The sequence below is a fragment of the Thauera chlorobenzoica genome, from assembly GCF_001922305.1.
Classification (GTDB): domain Bacteria; phylum Pseudomonadota; class Gammaproteobacteria; order Burkholderiales; family Rhodocyclaceae; genus Thauera; species Thauera chlorobenzoica.
In genome coordinates this window covers 2,944,193-2,958,055 of the sequence record NZ_CP018839.1, presented here as the reverse complement: position 1 = coordinate 2,958,055, position 13,863 = coordinate 2,944,193, and the positions used below count along the sequence as shown (strand labels likewise).

Genomic DNA, 13,863 nt, shown 5'->3' with positions numbered 1-13,863 from the left:
TTCCAGCATCCATGCGGGTTGTGAGGCTGATATAATTACATCTGCATTAAGAAACTGATTATTCTCATGCGCGGCATCGACCATAAACAGAACGCCCTGTTCAGCTACGTCAATATCGAAGACCGCATTGACCGGGATCATCCGTTGCGCCGGATCAAAACGCTGGCCGATATGGTTCTGCGCACGATGTCGCCGCAATTCGATGCGTTGTATGCCGATGGTGGCCGCCCGTCGATTGCACCGGAACGCTTGTTGCGGGCGTCGCTGTTGCAATGTCTGTTTTCGATTCGCTCGGAGCGTGCGCTGGTCGAGCATATCGATTTCAACATGATGTTCCGGTGGTTCGTCGGCATGACGCTGGACGAGCCGGTCTGGGATCACTCGACGTTCAGCGCCAATCGCGAGCGGCTCCTCAAGGAGAGCGTGATGCGCGAGTTCTTCGGTGGCGTGGTGGCGATCGCCGAATGGGCCGAGCTGGTGTCGGACGAGCATTTCAGTGTCGACGGCTCGCTGTTGCGGGCGTGGGCCTCGCACAAGAGCATGATGGCCCGGGACGGCTCCGACGAGCCGCCCGGACCGGATCAGGGACGCAACCCCGAGGTGGACTTTCGCGGCAAGAAGCGCTCGAACAAGACGCACGTCTCGCGCACCGACCCGCAGGCCCTGCTCGCCAGCAAGGGCGGCGGCGTGGCGTACCTGAGCTACACCACGCATGCGTTGGCCGAGAATCGTCACGGTCTGATCGTCGATGTCCACACTACGACCGCCACCGGAACCGCTGAGCGTGAGGCGGCGTTGGTGATGGCCAGGCGCAGCATCAAGCCCGGCAATTCGGCGCACAAGCCGACGCTGGCGGCCGACCGGGGGTACGACACCGCCGAGTTCATCGCCGCGCTCGAGCCGCTGGGCATTGCCCCGCATGTCGCGGCCAAGGTCAAGGGCAGCGCCGTGCCCAATGAGGTGAAGTCGTCCCCCGGTTACGCGGTCAGCCTGCGCCGACGCAAGATGATCGAAGAGGCCTTTGGCTGGGCGAAGGATATCGGCACGCTGCGCCATGCGATGGCGCGTGGGCTGGATCGAATCCGTGCGCATGCGTTGCTCAATTTCTCGGCTTATAACCTGACGAGATTGGGCAATCTGCTGGCGCCGTAATTCGCGGGCGCCCTGGCGCCCTGCGGATGGGAAACGTTGTAGTCGAAAAACCATGTCTTTGCGGCGACAGGAGCGCTGCTGATTTGCGGTAGCACAATCGACGGAAAAGTCAGCTTGAATCGGCATGATCACGGGGAAAGCGGGCGATTTTCAAAGTCGATTTTTCCCCGGGGACTGGAAACCGAAGGTGAACCCGAGATTTTCAACACCCTGTTAAGGCAATTGTCGCTAAACAAATGGTTTCCGACATACATGCAATAATCGTATGCACTTATCGTGTTGGGTCTACCCCATCCACCCGCGCAGGCGGTCGCTCAGCGTATCGACCGCGAGCACCAGCGCCAGCATTGCGATCAGCACCGTCGCGGCCTGCGCCTGCTGGAAGATCGACAGGTGGAAGTACAGCATCTGGCCGAGGCCGCCGGCGCCGACGAAGCCGAGCACCGCAGCCATGCGGATGTTCATCTCCAGGCGGTAGAGTCCGTAGGCTACGGCTTGCGCCCACACCAGCGGCAGCGTGCCGTAGACGAAGGCCGCCACGCCGCCGCTGCCGGCTTCCCGGAGGCTCTGCTCGGGCTGCGGCGGCGCGTTCTCGATCGCCTCGGCGAACAGCCGGCCGAGCACGCCGGTGGTGTGCAGTGCCAGCGCCAGCACGCCGGCGAAAGGGCCGAGCCCGGCGGCCAGCACCATCAGCGTCGCCCACACCAGCTCGGGCACGCTGCGCAGCAGATTGAGGGCGAAGCGCGCCAGCCGGCCGGCGGCGGTGCCGTGGCGCCCCGCCGCCGGCAGTGCGATGAGCAGTCCAGCGGCGGCGGCGAGCAGCGTGCCGATCAAGGCCACGGCGAAGGTCTGGATGGCGCCATAGGCGGTCTTGCGCAGGAACTCCGGTTCCAGGTCGGGGGGGAAGAACGAGGCCGCGAAGCGCCCCATGTCGGCCGCCGCGCCGGCCGAAAAGAACGCGGCGAAGTCGATCCCGAGATAGGCGAAGCTCCCCGCCACCGCGGCCACGACCAGGGCCGTAGTGAGCACGCAGCTCAGGCAGAAGTCGGCTGCGCCGCGCGGCGGCGCGCAGGGCTCGCGCGTCCCGTTCATCGCCCGCCCTCGCCGCCCGGCCCCGGCCTCGCCGGGAATGCCCGGATGCCCGTGCCGCGTGCTGGCGTGTTCATGCGAGCGCCCGGCGCAGGGCCGCGCTCAGGGCGTCGGCGAACAGCACCAGGACGAGGAAGACGAGCAGGATCGTCGCCGCTTCGCCGCCGTTGAGCATCTTCATCGACTGGTCCATCAGCTGCCCGAGCCCGCCGGCGCCGACGAAACCCATGATCACCGAGGCGCGCACCGCGCATTCCCAGCGATACACGGTGTACGAAGTCAGCTCCTGCGCGGCGTTGGGCAGCAGCCCGTAAGCGAGGGCGGCAAAGCGCCCGCCGCCGGCTTCGAGGATCGCCCGCGCCGGGCGCGTGTCGGTCGACTCGAGAATTTCGGTGTAGACCTTGCCGAGCATGCCGCCGTAGGTGATCGCCAGCGCGAGTACGCCGGCCGCCGGCCCGAGCCCGAGCACGCGCACGAACATCAACGCCCAGACGATCTCGGGAACCGCGCGCAGGAAAGTCAGCACCGCCCGCCCGGTGGCACGCAGCATGCTGCCGCCGAGCCGCCCCGGCCCCGGACCGATCGCCGCCACCGCCAGCGCGCGGGTGCTCAGGATCGACAGCGGCACCGCCAGCAGCAGCGCGAGCGCGATGCCGGCGGTGGCGATCGCCATCGTCTCCAGCGTCGCCTCGAGGAGGTAGCCGAGGAATTCGGCCGAGCTTGCCGGGGGCAGGAAGCCGCCGACAAAACGGCCCATGACATGCAGATTGCCGGGCTCGAACAGCACCCAGGGACGGAACTCGGCGAGCACCAGCAGCGGCCACAGCAGCACCAGCGCGACCAGCGTCCACCCCAGGCGCGCGCGTGCGGCGGGGTCGCGATCGGGCGGCGGAAGCGTTTTGGCCGGTGCGCTCATGTCAACGTCCGCGGCAGTTGTCCAGGCGCACAGGCGCCGGCTGTGCATCGGCATCGGCGGTGGCGCGGGCCGGGGCATCCCTCGCTTGCAGCGGCAGCAGCTCGCCCTCGGTGGCGTAGAGTTCGTGCAGCATCGAATCGGTGATGCGGGCGGTTGGCAGATCGAACACGACCTCGCCGCCGCGCAAGCCGACGATGCGCGGAAACCACTTCAGTGCCAGGTCCACTGCGTGCAACGAGGCGAACAGGCTGGCGCCGCTGTGCCCGGATGCAGCGACCAGCTCGCCGAGCGCGGCGTCGGCAAGCGCGGGGTCGAGCGCGGAAACCGGCTCGTCGGCGAGGATCAGGTCGGGCTGCTGATAGAGCACGCGGGCGATGCCGACGCGCTGCAGCTGGCCGCCCGAGAGCCGGTCGCAGCGCTCGAACAGGCGGTCGGCGAGGTCGACGCGCGCCAGCGCCGCCTGCGCCCCGCCGATGTCGACCGGATAGAGCAGCGACAGCAGGCCCTTCCACGCCGGCCAGCGGCCGAGCCGGCCGGCGTGGATTGCGGTGACGACGCGCAGCCGCGGCGGGATCGGCGGGCTCTGGTGGATCGTGCCGATGCGCGCGCGCAAGCGCCGCAGCGCGCCGGCCGACAAGCGCCAGGGGTTGGCGCCGAGGACCTCAAGGCGTCCTTCGGAGGGGCGCAGCGCGGTGCCGAGGAGCCGGATCAGGCTGGTCTTGCCCGCGCCCGAGGGGCCGATCACCGCGACCCGCTCGCCGCGGACGGCGCGCAGCGAGATCCGCTGCAGCGCGCGAAAACCGTTGCCGTGGGTCAGGCCGACGCCCTCGAGCTCGAATCCCATGCCTGTGCTCCGCGGGCGCCTACTTGATCAGCCCGGCACTGCGCGCCGCGCGCTCGATGCCGTCGTAATTGGCGCTGGTGGTGGGCACGAACTTCGAGGCGCGCTGCAACGCCATCAGCTCTTTGTGCGCTGGGTCGGCCGGGTCGAGCTTGAGGAAGGCGTTGGCGATCTTCTCGCGCAGCGCCGGATCGAGCCCCGGGCGCACCGTCCAGTTGTAGTCGTAGTACGGCGGCGTGGTGGCGATGACCCGGACCCGGCTGGCGTTGGCGTCGCCCTTCTCGAGCAGCTTGTCCATCACCGAGGCGTTGAGCACGCCGGCTTCGGCACGGCCGGAGGCGACGAAGGCGACGGTGGCGTCGTGCGCACCGGAGAAGGCGATGCGGGTGAAATCCTTGTCGGGGTCGATGCCGTCCTCGAGGAGGAAGAAGCGCGGCATCAGGTGCCCGGAGGTCGACGACGGCGAGCCGAAGGCGAAGGTCTTGCCTTTGAGCTCGGAAAGCGATTTGACCGGGCTGTCGGCGGGGACGATGAACTTGCTGGTGAACACTTCGTCTTCGGCACGCTGGACGATCGGCAGCGCCTCGCCCTGGGTGCGCAGCCTGGCCTGCACGTAGGTGAAGCCGCCAAGCCAGGCGAGGTCGATCTTCTTTGCCGCCAGGCCTTCGACGACCGCGGCGTAGTCGCTGACCGGAGTGAACACCACCTTGAGACCGGTCTCCTTCTCCAGATAGTCGCCGAGCGGCTTGAACTTGCGCTGCAGCTCGGTCGGCGCCTCGTCGGGGATCGCCGACACGCGCAAAACCTGGGCGTGGGCGGCAGCGGCGCCGAGCATCAGCGAAAGCGCGAGCGCGCAGCGGGACATCAGGCGGGACATCGGAATCATCGGGCTCTCCATTTTCCGGTTACGGTTCCGCAGGGGCGCAAGGATGCGGCACGCCGCCGGGGGGCTGTCGTTATAACAGAAGCCGAACCGGTTCGAGCGCCCCGCCGGGGTGCGGCGTCGGTCCCGGCGGCGGTGCCCGCGGTGTTCGTCCTCGCGGTTTGCATTCACGCCTTTCCCGCAGCTTGCAGCAGCGCGCCGAGCAGCCGGTGCAGCGCGGCGCGCTCGCGCTCCGGTGCAAACAGCGGCGCACGCTGGCGGCACTGTGCGGCCAGTTGCGCCATCAGTCCGCCACCCTCCCCTGCGACCGATTCGCGACAGCGCAGCAGCAGCGTCGCCAGCGCTTCGGCATCGCCCCAGGGAAAGTAGCCGGCGTAATCGGCGCCGAGCATGCCAACGTTGCCGTCGATGCGCGACGCGAGCACCGGCGTGCCGCTCGCGACCGCCTCCATCACGACGTGCGCGCCACCTTCCATGCAGCTGGCGTGGATCAGCAGATGCGCGCGCTGGATGTGGCGGCGCACCGCCTCGTGCGGCCGGCCCCCGAGCCAGCGGTAGTTCGGCGCCGCCGCCATCGTCGCCCGCGCGGCCTCGCCGAGCGCCGGATCGAGTGCAGCGCCGATGTGGTCGATGAAGAGGTCGTCCCGCCCGGCGAGCAGCCGTGCGGCGGTGAACAGGGTCTGCGGCGACTTTTCCTCGCGCAGGTGGCCGACCATCACCGCCCGCAGATGGTGCGATGACTTCGCCAGCACCTTGCGCGCCGTGGTGGACTGGAAAATCACCCGGGCCTTGGCGCGCACCGCATCCGGCAGCGCCAGCGGTGCGCGTTCCTGCAGCACGACGAGCGCCTGGGCGAGATCGAGCGAATGCCGCGCCGCGGCGTCGGCAGCGATGTCGCGATACAGGTCGGTGCCGGTGAGCACCACCGCGAGGCCCTTGCCCGGGTGGGCGCCGGCCCAGGCCGCGATCGCTTCGGCCGAACGCCGCGCATGGAGCGCGATCATCGCAGCGTCGCCGGCAGCGAGCGCATCGGGCCAGGCCTTGACGATGCGCACGCGGCAGACGCCGGCAAGGTGGCGCTGCCAGCGCCGCGCCGTCTGCCAGTTGCCGTTGTTGGCATCGCGCAGTGCCGGACTGACGATCACCAGTTGCGGCATACTCGGGGCACCGGTCATCGCCCCCCGCTCCCGCCATGAACCTCGCCCCTGCCCGCTCCGAAGCCGCCCGCCGCGGTGGCCGCCGCCTCCTCGCCGCCGCGCTTGCCGACAGCCGCGCACGCACCCTGGCGCTGCTCGACGCCTACGCCGCCGCCCTCGGCGAAGGGCTGACGATTCCGTATTCGCCCCAGCTCAACCCGCCACGCTGGGAAGCCGGGCATGTCGGCTGGTTCCAGGACTACTGGATCGCGCGCAACCGGCAGCGCGCGATGGGCATCGCCTGCGACCCCGACCATCAGCGCCCCGCCGGGCGGCTGCCCGGGGCCGATGCGCTGTACGACTCGAGCACGGTTGCACATGCGACCCGCTGGCAGCTCGAGCTGCCCGATCTGGCCGCGACCCGCGCTTATCTGGCCGCGGGCCTGGTGCAGACGCTGGCCCTGCTCGCCGCCACCCCGGAGATCGATGCGGCGCTGTATTTTTTCCGCCTCGCGCTGTTTCACGAGGACATGCACGGCGAAGCCGGAATCTACATGGCGCAGGCGCTCGATATTCCGCTGCCCGGGACGTTGTCCGGTGCGTGGCCCGAGACGCTGTCCGGGCCGGCGGGTGGCGTGCCGGAGCCCCGCGCACTGAGCGTCCCGGCACAGCGCTGGACACTCGGCTGGCACGGCGACGGCTTTGCCTTCGACAACGAGCTCGCCGCGCACGAAGTCGCGCTGCCGGCCTTCGAGATCGATGCCGAGGTGGTGAGCTGGCGCCGCTACCTGGCTTTCGTCGACCAGACCGGTGCCGCGCCGCCGCGCTATCTGCGCCGCCAGAATGGGAGCTGGCAGTGCTGCGTGTTCGGCCGCTGGGAGGCGCTGGCGCTCGACGCCCCGGCCGTGCATCTGCGCTGGGACGAAGCCGACGCCTGGTGCCGCTGGGCGGGGCGCCGCCTGCCGAGCGAAGCCGAGTGGGAACTCGCCGCGCTGACCCAGCCGGGGTTTCGCTGGGGCCAGGTCTGGGAATGGACCGCCAGCCGCTTCGCCCCCTACCCCGGCTTCGCCCCCCACCCCTACCGCGATTACTCGGCGCCGTGGTTCGGCGAGCGCTACGTGCTGCGCGGCGCGAGCCGGGCGACCAGCCCGCGCATGGCGCATCCGCGCTACCGCAACTACTTCACTCCCGAGCGCAACGACCTCTACAGCGGCTTTCGCAGCTGCGCGCTCTAGCGCCGGAGATCGCATTGCGGTTTCAGCCATGGGCGGCGAACACCGCGAACCAGCCGCGCGCATCGCACCAGTGGCGCGACGCCGAAAACCCCGCCGCGGCGAGCAGTGCGGCGAAGTCGTCGACGCGCCATTTGTACGAGTTCTCGGTGTGGATGCGGGCGGAGGCGGCAAAGCGGCGCTCGCCTTCGGCCCAGCGCACGGTCGTGTCGTGCAGCGCTTCCAGGTGCATTTCGATGCGCGACCGCTGCGCGTTGAAGAAGGCGACATGGCGCCAGTCGGCGAGGTCGAAGTCGGTCCCCGCCAGCCGGTTGACATGGCGCAGCAGGTTGCGGTTGAACGCGGCGGTGACGCCGAGCGGGTCGTCGTAGGCCGCTTCGAGGAGGTCGCGCGCCTTGACCAGATCGACGCCGATCAGCAAGGCCCCACCGCGGCATTCGGCATGCACCTGGCGCAGCAGGGCCAGAGCCTCACCGGGGGTGAAGTTGCCGATGCTCGAGCCCGGGTAGAACAACGTGCGCGGGCCGTCGCCGGCCTCCGGTGGCAGGCACAGCGAACGGGTGAAATCGAGCCCCACGCCCAGCATTGCGATCGCCGGATGATGGCGCTGAAGCCGTTCCAGCGACGCATGCAGGTAGTCCACCGAGATATCGACGGCGACGTAGCGACGCACGCCCAAGGCCGCGAACAGGCGTTCGGCCTTCTCGCAGTTGCCCGCGCCGAGGTCGACCAGGGTTGCGGCGGGGCCGAGGAGTGCGGCCATTTCCGACAGGTATCGAGCGAAGATCGCCGCCTCGGTGCGTGTCGGGTAGTACTCGGGCAGTACGGTGATCGCCGCGAAGAGCCGCGCGCCGAGCGCGTCGTACAGGTATTTCGGCGCGATCGTCGCCACCGGCGCGCTCAGGCCGGCGAGCAGTTCGGCCCGGATCCGCGCCGGGGCTTCGGGTGCGAACTGCACGCAGCGGGGGGAACTCACCGCCCTGCTCCCGCCACCCCGCGCCGCGCTGGTCCGCCCGTCGTGGCCCCCCACCCGTCGACGCTGACCAAGTTGCGGCACATCACCGCCGCGAGCTTGTCGACGCGGTGCGCCTCGTGCAGGGTCTTCAGGTAGCCGGCGAACTGCCCTTTCGATACCAGCGCGCTGGCGAAGCGCTTGATCGGCATATTGGCGATCGTGAACAGCTGGTTGAAGCGGTAGCCGAGATTGACCTGCAGGGTTGTATCGATCGTCCCACGGCGGATCCTGGGAAAGTCGGTGACGGCGGGCAGCGGAAAGGTCGGGTGCATCCGGGAGTCCTCGCGAGCGGTCGTTATCGTATTGCGGTCTTTCGATAATCGGACGAACCGGGTAATCCTTACACGACCTGAACGGTTTTGCACCTTGCTCATCACCCCCTTCGTTTCTGGGCGGAGGATGAACTACATTGAATCCGACGCTGAGTTGAAGGGGGCAGGAGGAAGAATGGGCGTCGGGCGTGTAAGGCTGCTGCGCGCCATACGACTCATTCATCAGAGAGGCGCACAAGCCGCTCGCCCCTGACAAAGGAGACAGCCATGAAAGCCACGACCTACAAGCTTGCCGCCGTCGCAATGCTTTTTGCATTCGCCGCGATCGCAGCGATGCCGGCCCATGCCGGCGACTGCCCGCAGAACACCACGGCATCCGCCAGCGCGGCGAAGTCCCAGGTGCAGAAATCGGCGTTCGACGGGCAGAGCCGTCTGCTCGAGATGTATGGTCCTTGAGCTCGGGGGCGGATCCCGGCGGCAACGCTGCGACTCCGGTCGGCCCGGTGCAAGCCGGGCCGCTTTTCGATCGAGCCCATGTAAGGTTCCGCCAAGCCGTACGACCAATCCCCTGACCATCCGCATCAGCGGACGGTCTGTCGTGCCAGACAGTTCCACATGACAACGGAGGGGCAGTCCATGAAATACGTCAACACGAGCCGTACCGCCATCGCAACGGTTTCCGCCGGGCTGGTGAGCGCCGCACTGGGGATGCCGCTCGCGGCACTCGCGCAGGCAAACCCATGTGCGGCAGGCACCCCGGCATCGAGCGCCGCCAACCCGTGCGCGGCGAAGAACCCCTGTGCGGCCAAGGCGAGCCAGCGCCCCGCCGGCTACAAACCGTACCAGGGCGCCCGTGCCGAACTGGTCGCCGCCGGCGAGAAGCTCTTTTCCGACACCCGCCTGTCGACGAACCAGCTCTCCTGCGCGAGCTGCCACACCGGCTATGCCGCCTACAACGAAAGCTTCGCCCAGCCCTACCCGCACAAGGTGGAGATGGCTTCCGGAATGTACGGCATGAAGCAGATCCATCTCGACGAGATGGTCCAGTTGTGCATCGTCACGCCGATGGCAGGCAAGGCGCTGGACTGGAAATCGAAGGATCTCGCCGCGCTGGTGGCCTACATGGAAGAGGAACAGAAAGGTTTCAAGGCGCATCTGGCAAAAACCCCGAGCGCGGCGAAGAATCCTTGTGCGGTGAAGAATCCCTGCGCGGCGAAGAATCCTTGCGCAGCGAAGCGATGAATGCCACGCCTTCCTCTGCTGCTACGGTCGCCCGCTCACCGGGCGGTGCGGCCGTGCGGGAGCCGGAGCTGGCCGGTTTCCTGCCCGGACTGGAGGATCTCGGTCCGACCACCCGCCACGCACTGCTTGCGGCCGGGCAGGAAGTGCTCGAGTGCCGCCGGGTGCTCGCCAAGGCCGGGCTCAATGTGGTCGGCGAAGTCCTGCGCGGCCAGGGCGAGTTCGTCGAGATGGAGCACTATCCACGCGACGACGTCTTCGACGCCGAGACGCACGCCCAGTACTACTATCACGCCCACCGCGGCAGCATCGAGCACGGGCACTTCCACACCTTCCTCCGTGCCGGGGGCATGCCTGCGGGGGTGGCGCCACAGGCCTTCGCCCAGGCGGGCGGAATCCGGCCGACGGGGGACGATGCGATCAGCCATCTGGTCGCCATCTCGATGGACGCCTGGGGCGAGCCGATCGGCCTGTTCTCCTGCAATCGCTGGGTCACCGGTGAAACCTGGTACCCCGCAGCGGACGTCATCCGGATGCTCGGGCGCTTCGAGATCGATCACGCCTGGCCTTCCTGGCCGGCGAACCGCTGGCTGGGAGCGATGCTGCGCTTGTACCGACCATGGATCGAAGGCCTGCTCCGGCACCGGGATGCGGTCATCGGCGCACACTTGCGCGCGCACCCGGAGCAGGACGTGTTCGAAGATCGTACGCTCGAGATCACCGGCTACCTGCCGCTGTCGGTCGATCGGTTTCTCGCCGCCCTCGTGGAAGGCGGGGAGGAATATCAACCGCCGTCCGGGAGGAGCGATCGATGAAGCATGAGGGCACCCGCCCCGCGGAAATATCCTGGGACGATCCATTTCTCATCGCCATCCGGCGCGACATGCTGCGTTTTGCGCAGCTCCAGCTGCGCGATTCGGGCGCGGCCGAGGACATGGTGCAGGAAGCCCTCATCGCGGCGATGAACAGCGCGCGGAGCTTTGCCGGTCGTGCGAGCTTCAAGACCTGGATGTTCGCGATCCTGCGCAACAAGATCGTCGATCACATCCGCGCCTCGTCGCGCGAAGTCTGCGGCGCCGATCTCGTCGACAGCCGCGGTGATGCCGACCTGAAAGACTTCGACGCGCTCTTCGACGAGCGCGGCTTCTGGAACCCGGACGACCGCCCCGCCACCTGGTCCGACCCGGATGCATCCTTTGTGCAGAAAGAGTTCTGGGCGGTGTTCGACGCCTGCCTCGACAACCTGCCCGCGCAGATCGCCCGCGTCTATATGATGCGCGAGTTTCTCGAGTTGGAAACGGGGGAGATCTGCCAGCAACTGGGGATCACCCGCAGCAACTGCTGGGTGATCCTCCACCGCGCCCGCCTCGGCTTGCGCGAATGTCTTGAAAATCGCTGGTTCCAGGGGGAGGCCATCCAATGATCAGCTGCAAGGAGGTGACCCGCCTCATGTCCGAAGGGTTCGAGCGCACGCTGACGCTGCGCGAGCGGTTCACGCTCAAGGTGCACACCATGATGTGCCTGGGTTGCACCAACTACGGCAAGCACATGGTCTTCCTGCGCAAGGCGACGCGGCGGCGGCGCGAAGGCGGCGCCGACGAAGGGCGCTGAGCCTGGCGGCCCATCTCCGGGAACAGCATGATGGGACCGATATTCAACCGCATCGGCCACTGGCTCGGGCGCACGCTCAGCCGCCCGGTGCATGTTCACGGCACATCCCGCCCCACCCCACCGGACGAACTTCTCGCCTGCCTGCGCCCGGGCGACGTGCTCCTGGTCGAAGGCCACTCGCGGATCAGCACCGCGGTGAAATACCTGACCCAATCGACCTGGTCGCACGCGGCGCTTTTCGTCGGCGACGCCCTGCACGGGCGGGCGCCTGACGGGCACTGCTTCGTCGAAGCCGATGTCGTCGAGGGCGTGCGCAGCGTCGATGTCGGCGAATTCGCCGGGCTTCACAGCCGCATCTGCCGTCCCCGAGGCCTGAGCGAAGAAGACTGCCGCCGCGTTATCTGCTATGTCACCGAGCGGATCGGCCACCAGTACGACTTGCGCAATGTGATCGACCTCGCACGCTACCTGCTGCCGACCCCACCGGTGCCGCAGCGATTCCGGCGGCGGATGATCGCTCTGGGCAGCGCGGACCCGACGCGCGCGATCTGCTCGACGCTGATCGCGCAGGCTTTTCAGTCCGTGCGCTATCCGATCCTGCCCATCGTGACACAACGTTCCACGGGCGACCCGATGTGCCCGGACTGCATGGAAGAGATCCTGCACATCCGCCACCACAGCCTGTTCGCACCGCGCGATTTCGACGTTTCACCCTACTTCGAGGTCGTCAAGCCCGCACTGGCGCATGGTTTCGACTATCACGCGCAGCTGAGCCAGCACATACACGTCGCGCCCCGCGCCGCTGCCCAGGTCCAGCACGCGGCAGCCCTCGAGCAGCGGCGGGCACACCAGGCCACAGCCGTAGTAGCGCGACAGCACCTCGGGATGGACCTTCGCCAGCAGCGGCTTGAGCCACGCCGGCATCTGGCTCGCATCGCAGCAGGCGGTGGTGCGCAGGTCGGTGCTGCCTTGCAGCTCTTTGCCGTAGTAGTCCTTCACGATGTCATGCATGGCGTGCTTCCCCTGTGTCGGAGGGCGGGCATCGTCGAGCCCAGCCGTCACGCGGCGCGAACCGCGGCATCGGCGCGGCCGTCGGCCAGCGCCCCGCCACAGCTCGAGCCGTTCCCCGCCGTGCAGCCGTAGCAGTGGTCGGCCACCCGGATGGCGCCGCCGGTGAGCGTCGCGGCGGTCGCGTCGCGGAGGTGCAGGCGCGGATGGCCGACGGCCGCGATCGGCAGTTCGAGCTGCTGGTTGAAGTCGCAGTCGTACAGATAGCCCTGCCAGTCGACGCTGATGAGGCTGCGGCACATCACCGCGGCGAGGTTGTCGGCGCGGTGCGCGTCGCGCAGCATCCTCATGTAGCCGGCAAACTGCCCCTTCGACACCAGCGTGCTGCCGAAGCGCTTGATCGGCATGTTGGCGAGTGCGAACAGCTGGTTGAAGCGAATGCCGAACCCGGCGCCGAGGTGTTCCCGGTACGCGCGCTCGAGCGACGCCTGCGGTGGCGGCAACACCGGCCCCTGCGGGTTGTAGACGAGGTTCAGGGTCAGCCCGCTGCCGTCCTCGCCGTAGCCCAGGGCGTTGAGTCTTTGCAGCGCACGGATGCTCGTCCCGAAGACGCCCTTGCCCCGCTGGCGGTCGACGTTGTCCGCCAGATAGCAGGGCAGCGAGGCGACGATCTCCACCCCCTGTGCGGCCAGGAAGGTCGCCAGATCTTCCTGGCCGGACTCCTCGAGGATGGTCAGATTGCAGCGGTCGATGACGCGCAGCCCGCGCCCCCGCGCCGCCCGCACGAGGCGGCGAAAGTGCGCGTTCAGCTCCGGCGCGCCGCCGGTCAGGTCGAACGTCGCCAGCGTCGGGCTGGCGTCGATGAAGTCGATCACCGCGTCGACGGTCGCCCCCGACATCTCCTCGGTGCGCTTCGGCCCGGCATCGACGTGGCAATGCACGCAACACTGGTTGCAGCGGTAGCCGAGGTTCACCTGCAGGGTTTCGATCCGGCCGCGACGGATGCGGGGGAAGTCCGTCGCCGCGAGCAGCGGAAAGGTGGGGTGCATCGAGGGCTCCTTGCGCAAGCGTCTGGTGGATTCGTGTGACTAGTCGGACGGACGGGGCAAACCTTACACCGGCCTGCCAGAATCCTCGCGACCATCGCCACGAATGAATGCGCAGATCGCGCCGGCAAGGCGAAGAAGACGGTGTCGCATGCCTACCTCCATCGGGAGCCATCGCAGATCTGCCCCTCGTTTTCCTTTGTCGCTTCTGCCGTGGCCCGGGCGGCGAATCGAGGAGGAGCGCGGGTCGTGCAGGACGCCGCCGCCCGTGCCCCGCTCTCGCAGATACTTGCAGCGCTGCCCGACGGACGCACGACATGATCAACCAGAAGGAGAATGAAATGCTATGAAGACGCTGAGCAACTACTCGAACCACCTCTCCCGCACGCCGCGGGAGCGATCCACGCTGAGTGCATGCCGGCG

The 13,863-nt window shown here is 68.1% G+C and carries 16 protein-coding genes; 8 read left to right on the top strand and 8 right to left on the bottom strand.

Features of this window, described 5'->3' with window-relative positions; translation table 11 throughout:
* Nucleotides 1–66 precede the first annotated feature (66 nt).
* Nucleotides 67–1,152, top strand: a complete 1,086-nt coding sequence (locus Tchl_RS13730) for an IS5 family transposase (protein WP_075146924.1) — start codon at nt 67–69, stop codon at nt 1,150–1,152.
* Between the two features lie 285 nt (nt 1,153–1,437).
* On the opposite strand, the gene phnE is transcribed toward Tchl_RS13730, so the two are convergent.
* From phnE to senB, 5 genes are all read right to left on the bottom strand, one after another.
* Entirely contained in the window at nt 1,438–2,244 is an 807-nt protein-coding gene (gene phnE / locus Tchl_RS13725; RefSeq protein ID WP_083945239.1) for a phosphonate ABC transporter, permease protein PhnE, read from the bottom strand.
* A 70-nt stretch (nt 2,245–2,314) separates the two neighbouring features.
* The gene (locus Tchl_RS13720) at nt 2,315–3,157 is read right to left on the bottom strand and encodes a PhnE/PtxC family ABC transporter permease (RefSeq protein ID WP_075148902.1); all 843 of its coding nucleotides are present in this window, start codon (nt 3,155–3,157) and stop codon (nt 2,315–2,317) included.
* Nucleotide 3,158: 1 nt separating this feature from the next.
* On the bottom strand, nt 3,159–4,001 hold the full coding sequence (locus Tchl_RS13715; RefSeq protein ID WP_075148901.1) for a phosphonate ABC transporter ATP-binding protein: 843 nt from the start codon (nt 3,999–4,001) through the stop codon (nt 3,159–3,161).
* 19 nt (nt 4,002–4,020) lie between these two features.
* Nucleotides 4,021–4,884, bottom strand: coding sequence for a putative selenate ABC transporter substrate-binding protein (locus Tchl_RS13710; RefSeq protein ID WP_083945238.1), 864 nt, complete (start codon nt 4,882–4,884; stop codon nt 4,021–4,023).
* A 164-nt stretch (nt 4,885–5,048) separates the two neighbouring features.
* Entirely contained in the window at nt 5,049–6,038 is a 990-nt protein-coding gene (gene senB / locus Tchl_RS13705) for a selenoneine biosynthesis selenosugar synthase SenB (protein ID WP_075148899.1), read from the bottom strand.
* 35 nt (nt 6,039–6,073) lie between these two features.
* On the opposite strand from senB, the gene senA reads away from it, so the two are divergent.
* Nucleotides 6,074–7,252 carry a selenoneine synthase SenA gene (gene senA / locus Tchl_RS13700; RefSeq protein WP_075148898.1) on the top strand — a complete coding sequence of 393 codons (1,179 nt, stop codon included), beginning with the start codon at nt 6,074–6,076 and terminating at the stop codon, nt 7,250–7,252.
* A 22-nt stretch (nt 7,253–7,274) separates the two neighbouring features.
* Here the strand turns inward: senA and egtD are convergent, their stop codons facing one another.
* Nucleotides 7,275–8,225, bottom strand: a complete 951-nt coding sequence (gene egtD / locus Tchl_RS13695; protein ID WP_075148897.1) for an L-histidine N(alpha)-methyltransferase — start codon at nt 8,223–8,225, stop codon at nt 7,275–7,277.
* Complete coding sequence (locus tag Tchl_RS13690; RefSeq protein WP_075148896.1) at nt 8,222–8,536, bottom strand: DUF3641 domain-containing protein; 315 nt, start codon at nt 8,534–8,536, stop codon at nt 8,222–8,224. Before Tchl_RS13690 ends, egtD begins: the two co-directional genes overlap by 4 nt.
* A gap of 267 nt (nt 8,537–8,803) precedes the next feature.
* On the opposite strand from Tchl_RS13690, the gene Tchl_RS13685 reads away from it, so the two are divergent.
* From Tchl_RS13685 to Tchl_RS13660, 6 genes are all read left to right on the top strand, one after another.
* Nucleotides 8,804–8,992, top strand: coding sequence for a hypothetical protein (locus Tchl_RS13685; RefSeq protein ID WP_075148895.1), 189 nt, complete (start codon nt 8,804–8,806; stop codon nt 8,990–8,992).
* 180 nt (nt 8,993–9,172) lie between these two features.
* Nucleotides 9,173–9,778 carry a cytochrome c peroxidase gene (locus Tchl_RS13680; RefSeq protein WP_075148894.1) on the top strand — a complete coding sequence of 202 codons (606 nt, stop codon included), beginning with the start codon at nt 9,173–9,175 and terminating at the stop codon, nt 9,776–9,778.
* Nucleotides 9,775–10,590 (top strand): DUF6969 family protein, encoded by an 816-nt coding sequence (locus tag Tchl_RS13675; RefSeq protein WP_083945315.1) that lies wholly within the window; start codon nt 9,775–9,777, stop codon nt 10,588–10,590. Before Tchl_RS13680 ends, Tchl_RS13675 begins: the two co-directional genes overlap by 4 nt.
* Nucleotides 10,587–11,198, top strand: a complete 612-nt coding sequence (locus Tchl_RS13670) for a sigma-70 family RNA polymerase sigma factor (protein ID WP_075148893.1) — start codon at nt 10,587–10,589, stop codon at nt 11,196–11,198. The genes Tchl_RS13675 and Tchl_RS13670 overlap by 4 nt, the downstream gene beginning before the upstream one ends.
* Entirely contained in the window at nt 11,195–11,386 is a 192-nt protein-coding gene (locus Tchl_RS13665; protein WP_075148892.1) for an anti-sigma factor family protein, read from the top strand. Before Tchl_RS13670 ends, Tchl_RS13665 begins: the two co-directional genes overlap by 4 nt.
* A gap of 27 nt (nt 11,387–11,413) precedes the next feature.
* Nucleotides 11,414–12,529 carry a YiiX/YebB-like N1pC/P60 family cysteine hydrolase gene (locus tag Tchl_RS13660; RefSeq protein ID WP_232311595.1) on the top strand — a complete coding sequence of 372 codons (1,116 nt, stop codon included), beginning with the start codon at nt 11,414–11,416 and terminating at the stop codon, nt 12,527–12,529.
* On the opposite strand, the gene arsS is transcribed toward Tchl_RS13660, so the two are convergent.
* Nucleotides 12,445–13,443 (bottom strand): arsenosugar biosynthesis radical SAM (seleno)protein ArsS, encoded by a 999-nt coding sequence (arsS, locus tag Tchl_RS13650; RefSeq protein ID WP_075148891.1) that lies wholly within the window; start codon nt 13,441–13,443, stop codon nt 12,445–12,447. The genes Tchl_RS13660 and arsS overlap by 85 nt on opposite strands.
* Nucleotides 13,444–13,863 lie beyond the last annotated feature (420 nt).

What these genes read in the sequence shown, in the direction of transcription:
- Tchl_RS13730 (WP_075146924.1), top strand. Translation starts at nt 67, where the DNA reads ATGCGCGGCATCGACCATAAACAGAACGCCCTGTTCAGCTACGTCAAT.
- phnE (WP_083945239.1), bottom strand. Translation starts at nt 2,244, where the DNA reads ATGAACGGGACGCGCGAGCCCTGCGCGCCGCCGCGCGGCGCAGCCGAC.
- Tchl_RS13720 (WP_075148902.1), bottom strand. Translation starts at nt 3,157, where the DNA reads ATGAGCGCACCGGCCAAAACGCTTCCGCCGCCCGATCGCGACCCCGCC.
- Tchl_RS13715 (WP_075148901.1), bottom strand. Translation starts at nt 4,001, where the DNA reads ATGGGATTCGAGCTCGAGGGCGTCGGCCTGACCCACGGCAACGGTTTT.
- Tchl_RS13710 (WP_083945238.1), bottom strand. Translation starts at nt 4,884, where the DNA reads ATGATTCCGATGTCCCGCCTGATGTCCCGCTGCGCGCTCGCGCTTTCG.
- senB (WP_075148899.1), bottom strand. Translation starts at nt 6,038, where the DNA reads ATGCCGCAACTGGTGATCGTCAGTCCGGCACTGCGCGATGCCAACAAC.
- senA (WP_075148898.1), top strand. Translation starts at nt 6,074, where the DNA reads ATGAACCTCGCCCCTGCCCGCTCCGAAGCCGCCCGCCGCGGTGGCCGC.
- Tchl_RS13690 (WP_075148896.1), bottom strand. Translation starts at nt 8,536, where the DNA reads ATGCACCCGACCTTTCCGCTGCCCGCCGTCACCGACTTTCCCAGGATC.
- Tchl_RS13685 (WP_075148895.1), top strand. Translation starts at nt 8,804, where the DNA reads ATGAAAGCCACGACCTACAAGCTTGCCGCCGTCGCAATGCTTTTTGCA.
- Tchl_RS13680 (WP_075148894.1), top strand. Translation starts at nt 9,173, where the DNA reads ATGAAATACGTCAACACGAGCCGTACCGCCATCGCAACGGTTTCCGCC.
- Tchl_RS13675 (WP_083945315.1), top strand. Translation starts at nt 9,775, where the DNA reads ATGAATGCCACGCCTTCCTCTGCTGCTACGGTCGCCCGCTCACCGGGC.
- Tchl_RS13670 (WP_075148893.1), top strand. Translation starts at nt 10,587, where the DNA reads ATGAAGCATGAGGGCACCCGCCCCGCGGAAATATCCTGGGACGATCCA.
- Tchl_RS13665 (WP_075148892.1), top strand. Translation starts at nt 11,195, where the DNA reads ATGATCAGCTGCAAGGAGGTGACCCGCCTCATGTCCGAAGGGTTCGAG.
- Tchl_RS13660 (WP_232311595.1), top strand. Translation starts at nt 11,414, where the DNA reads ATGATGGGACCGATATTCAACCGCATCGGCCACTGGCTCGGGCGCACG.
- arsS (WP_075148891.1), bottom strand. Translation starts at nt 13,443, where the DNA reads ATGCACCCCACCTTTCCGCTGCTCGCGGCGACGGACTTCCCCCGCATC.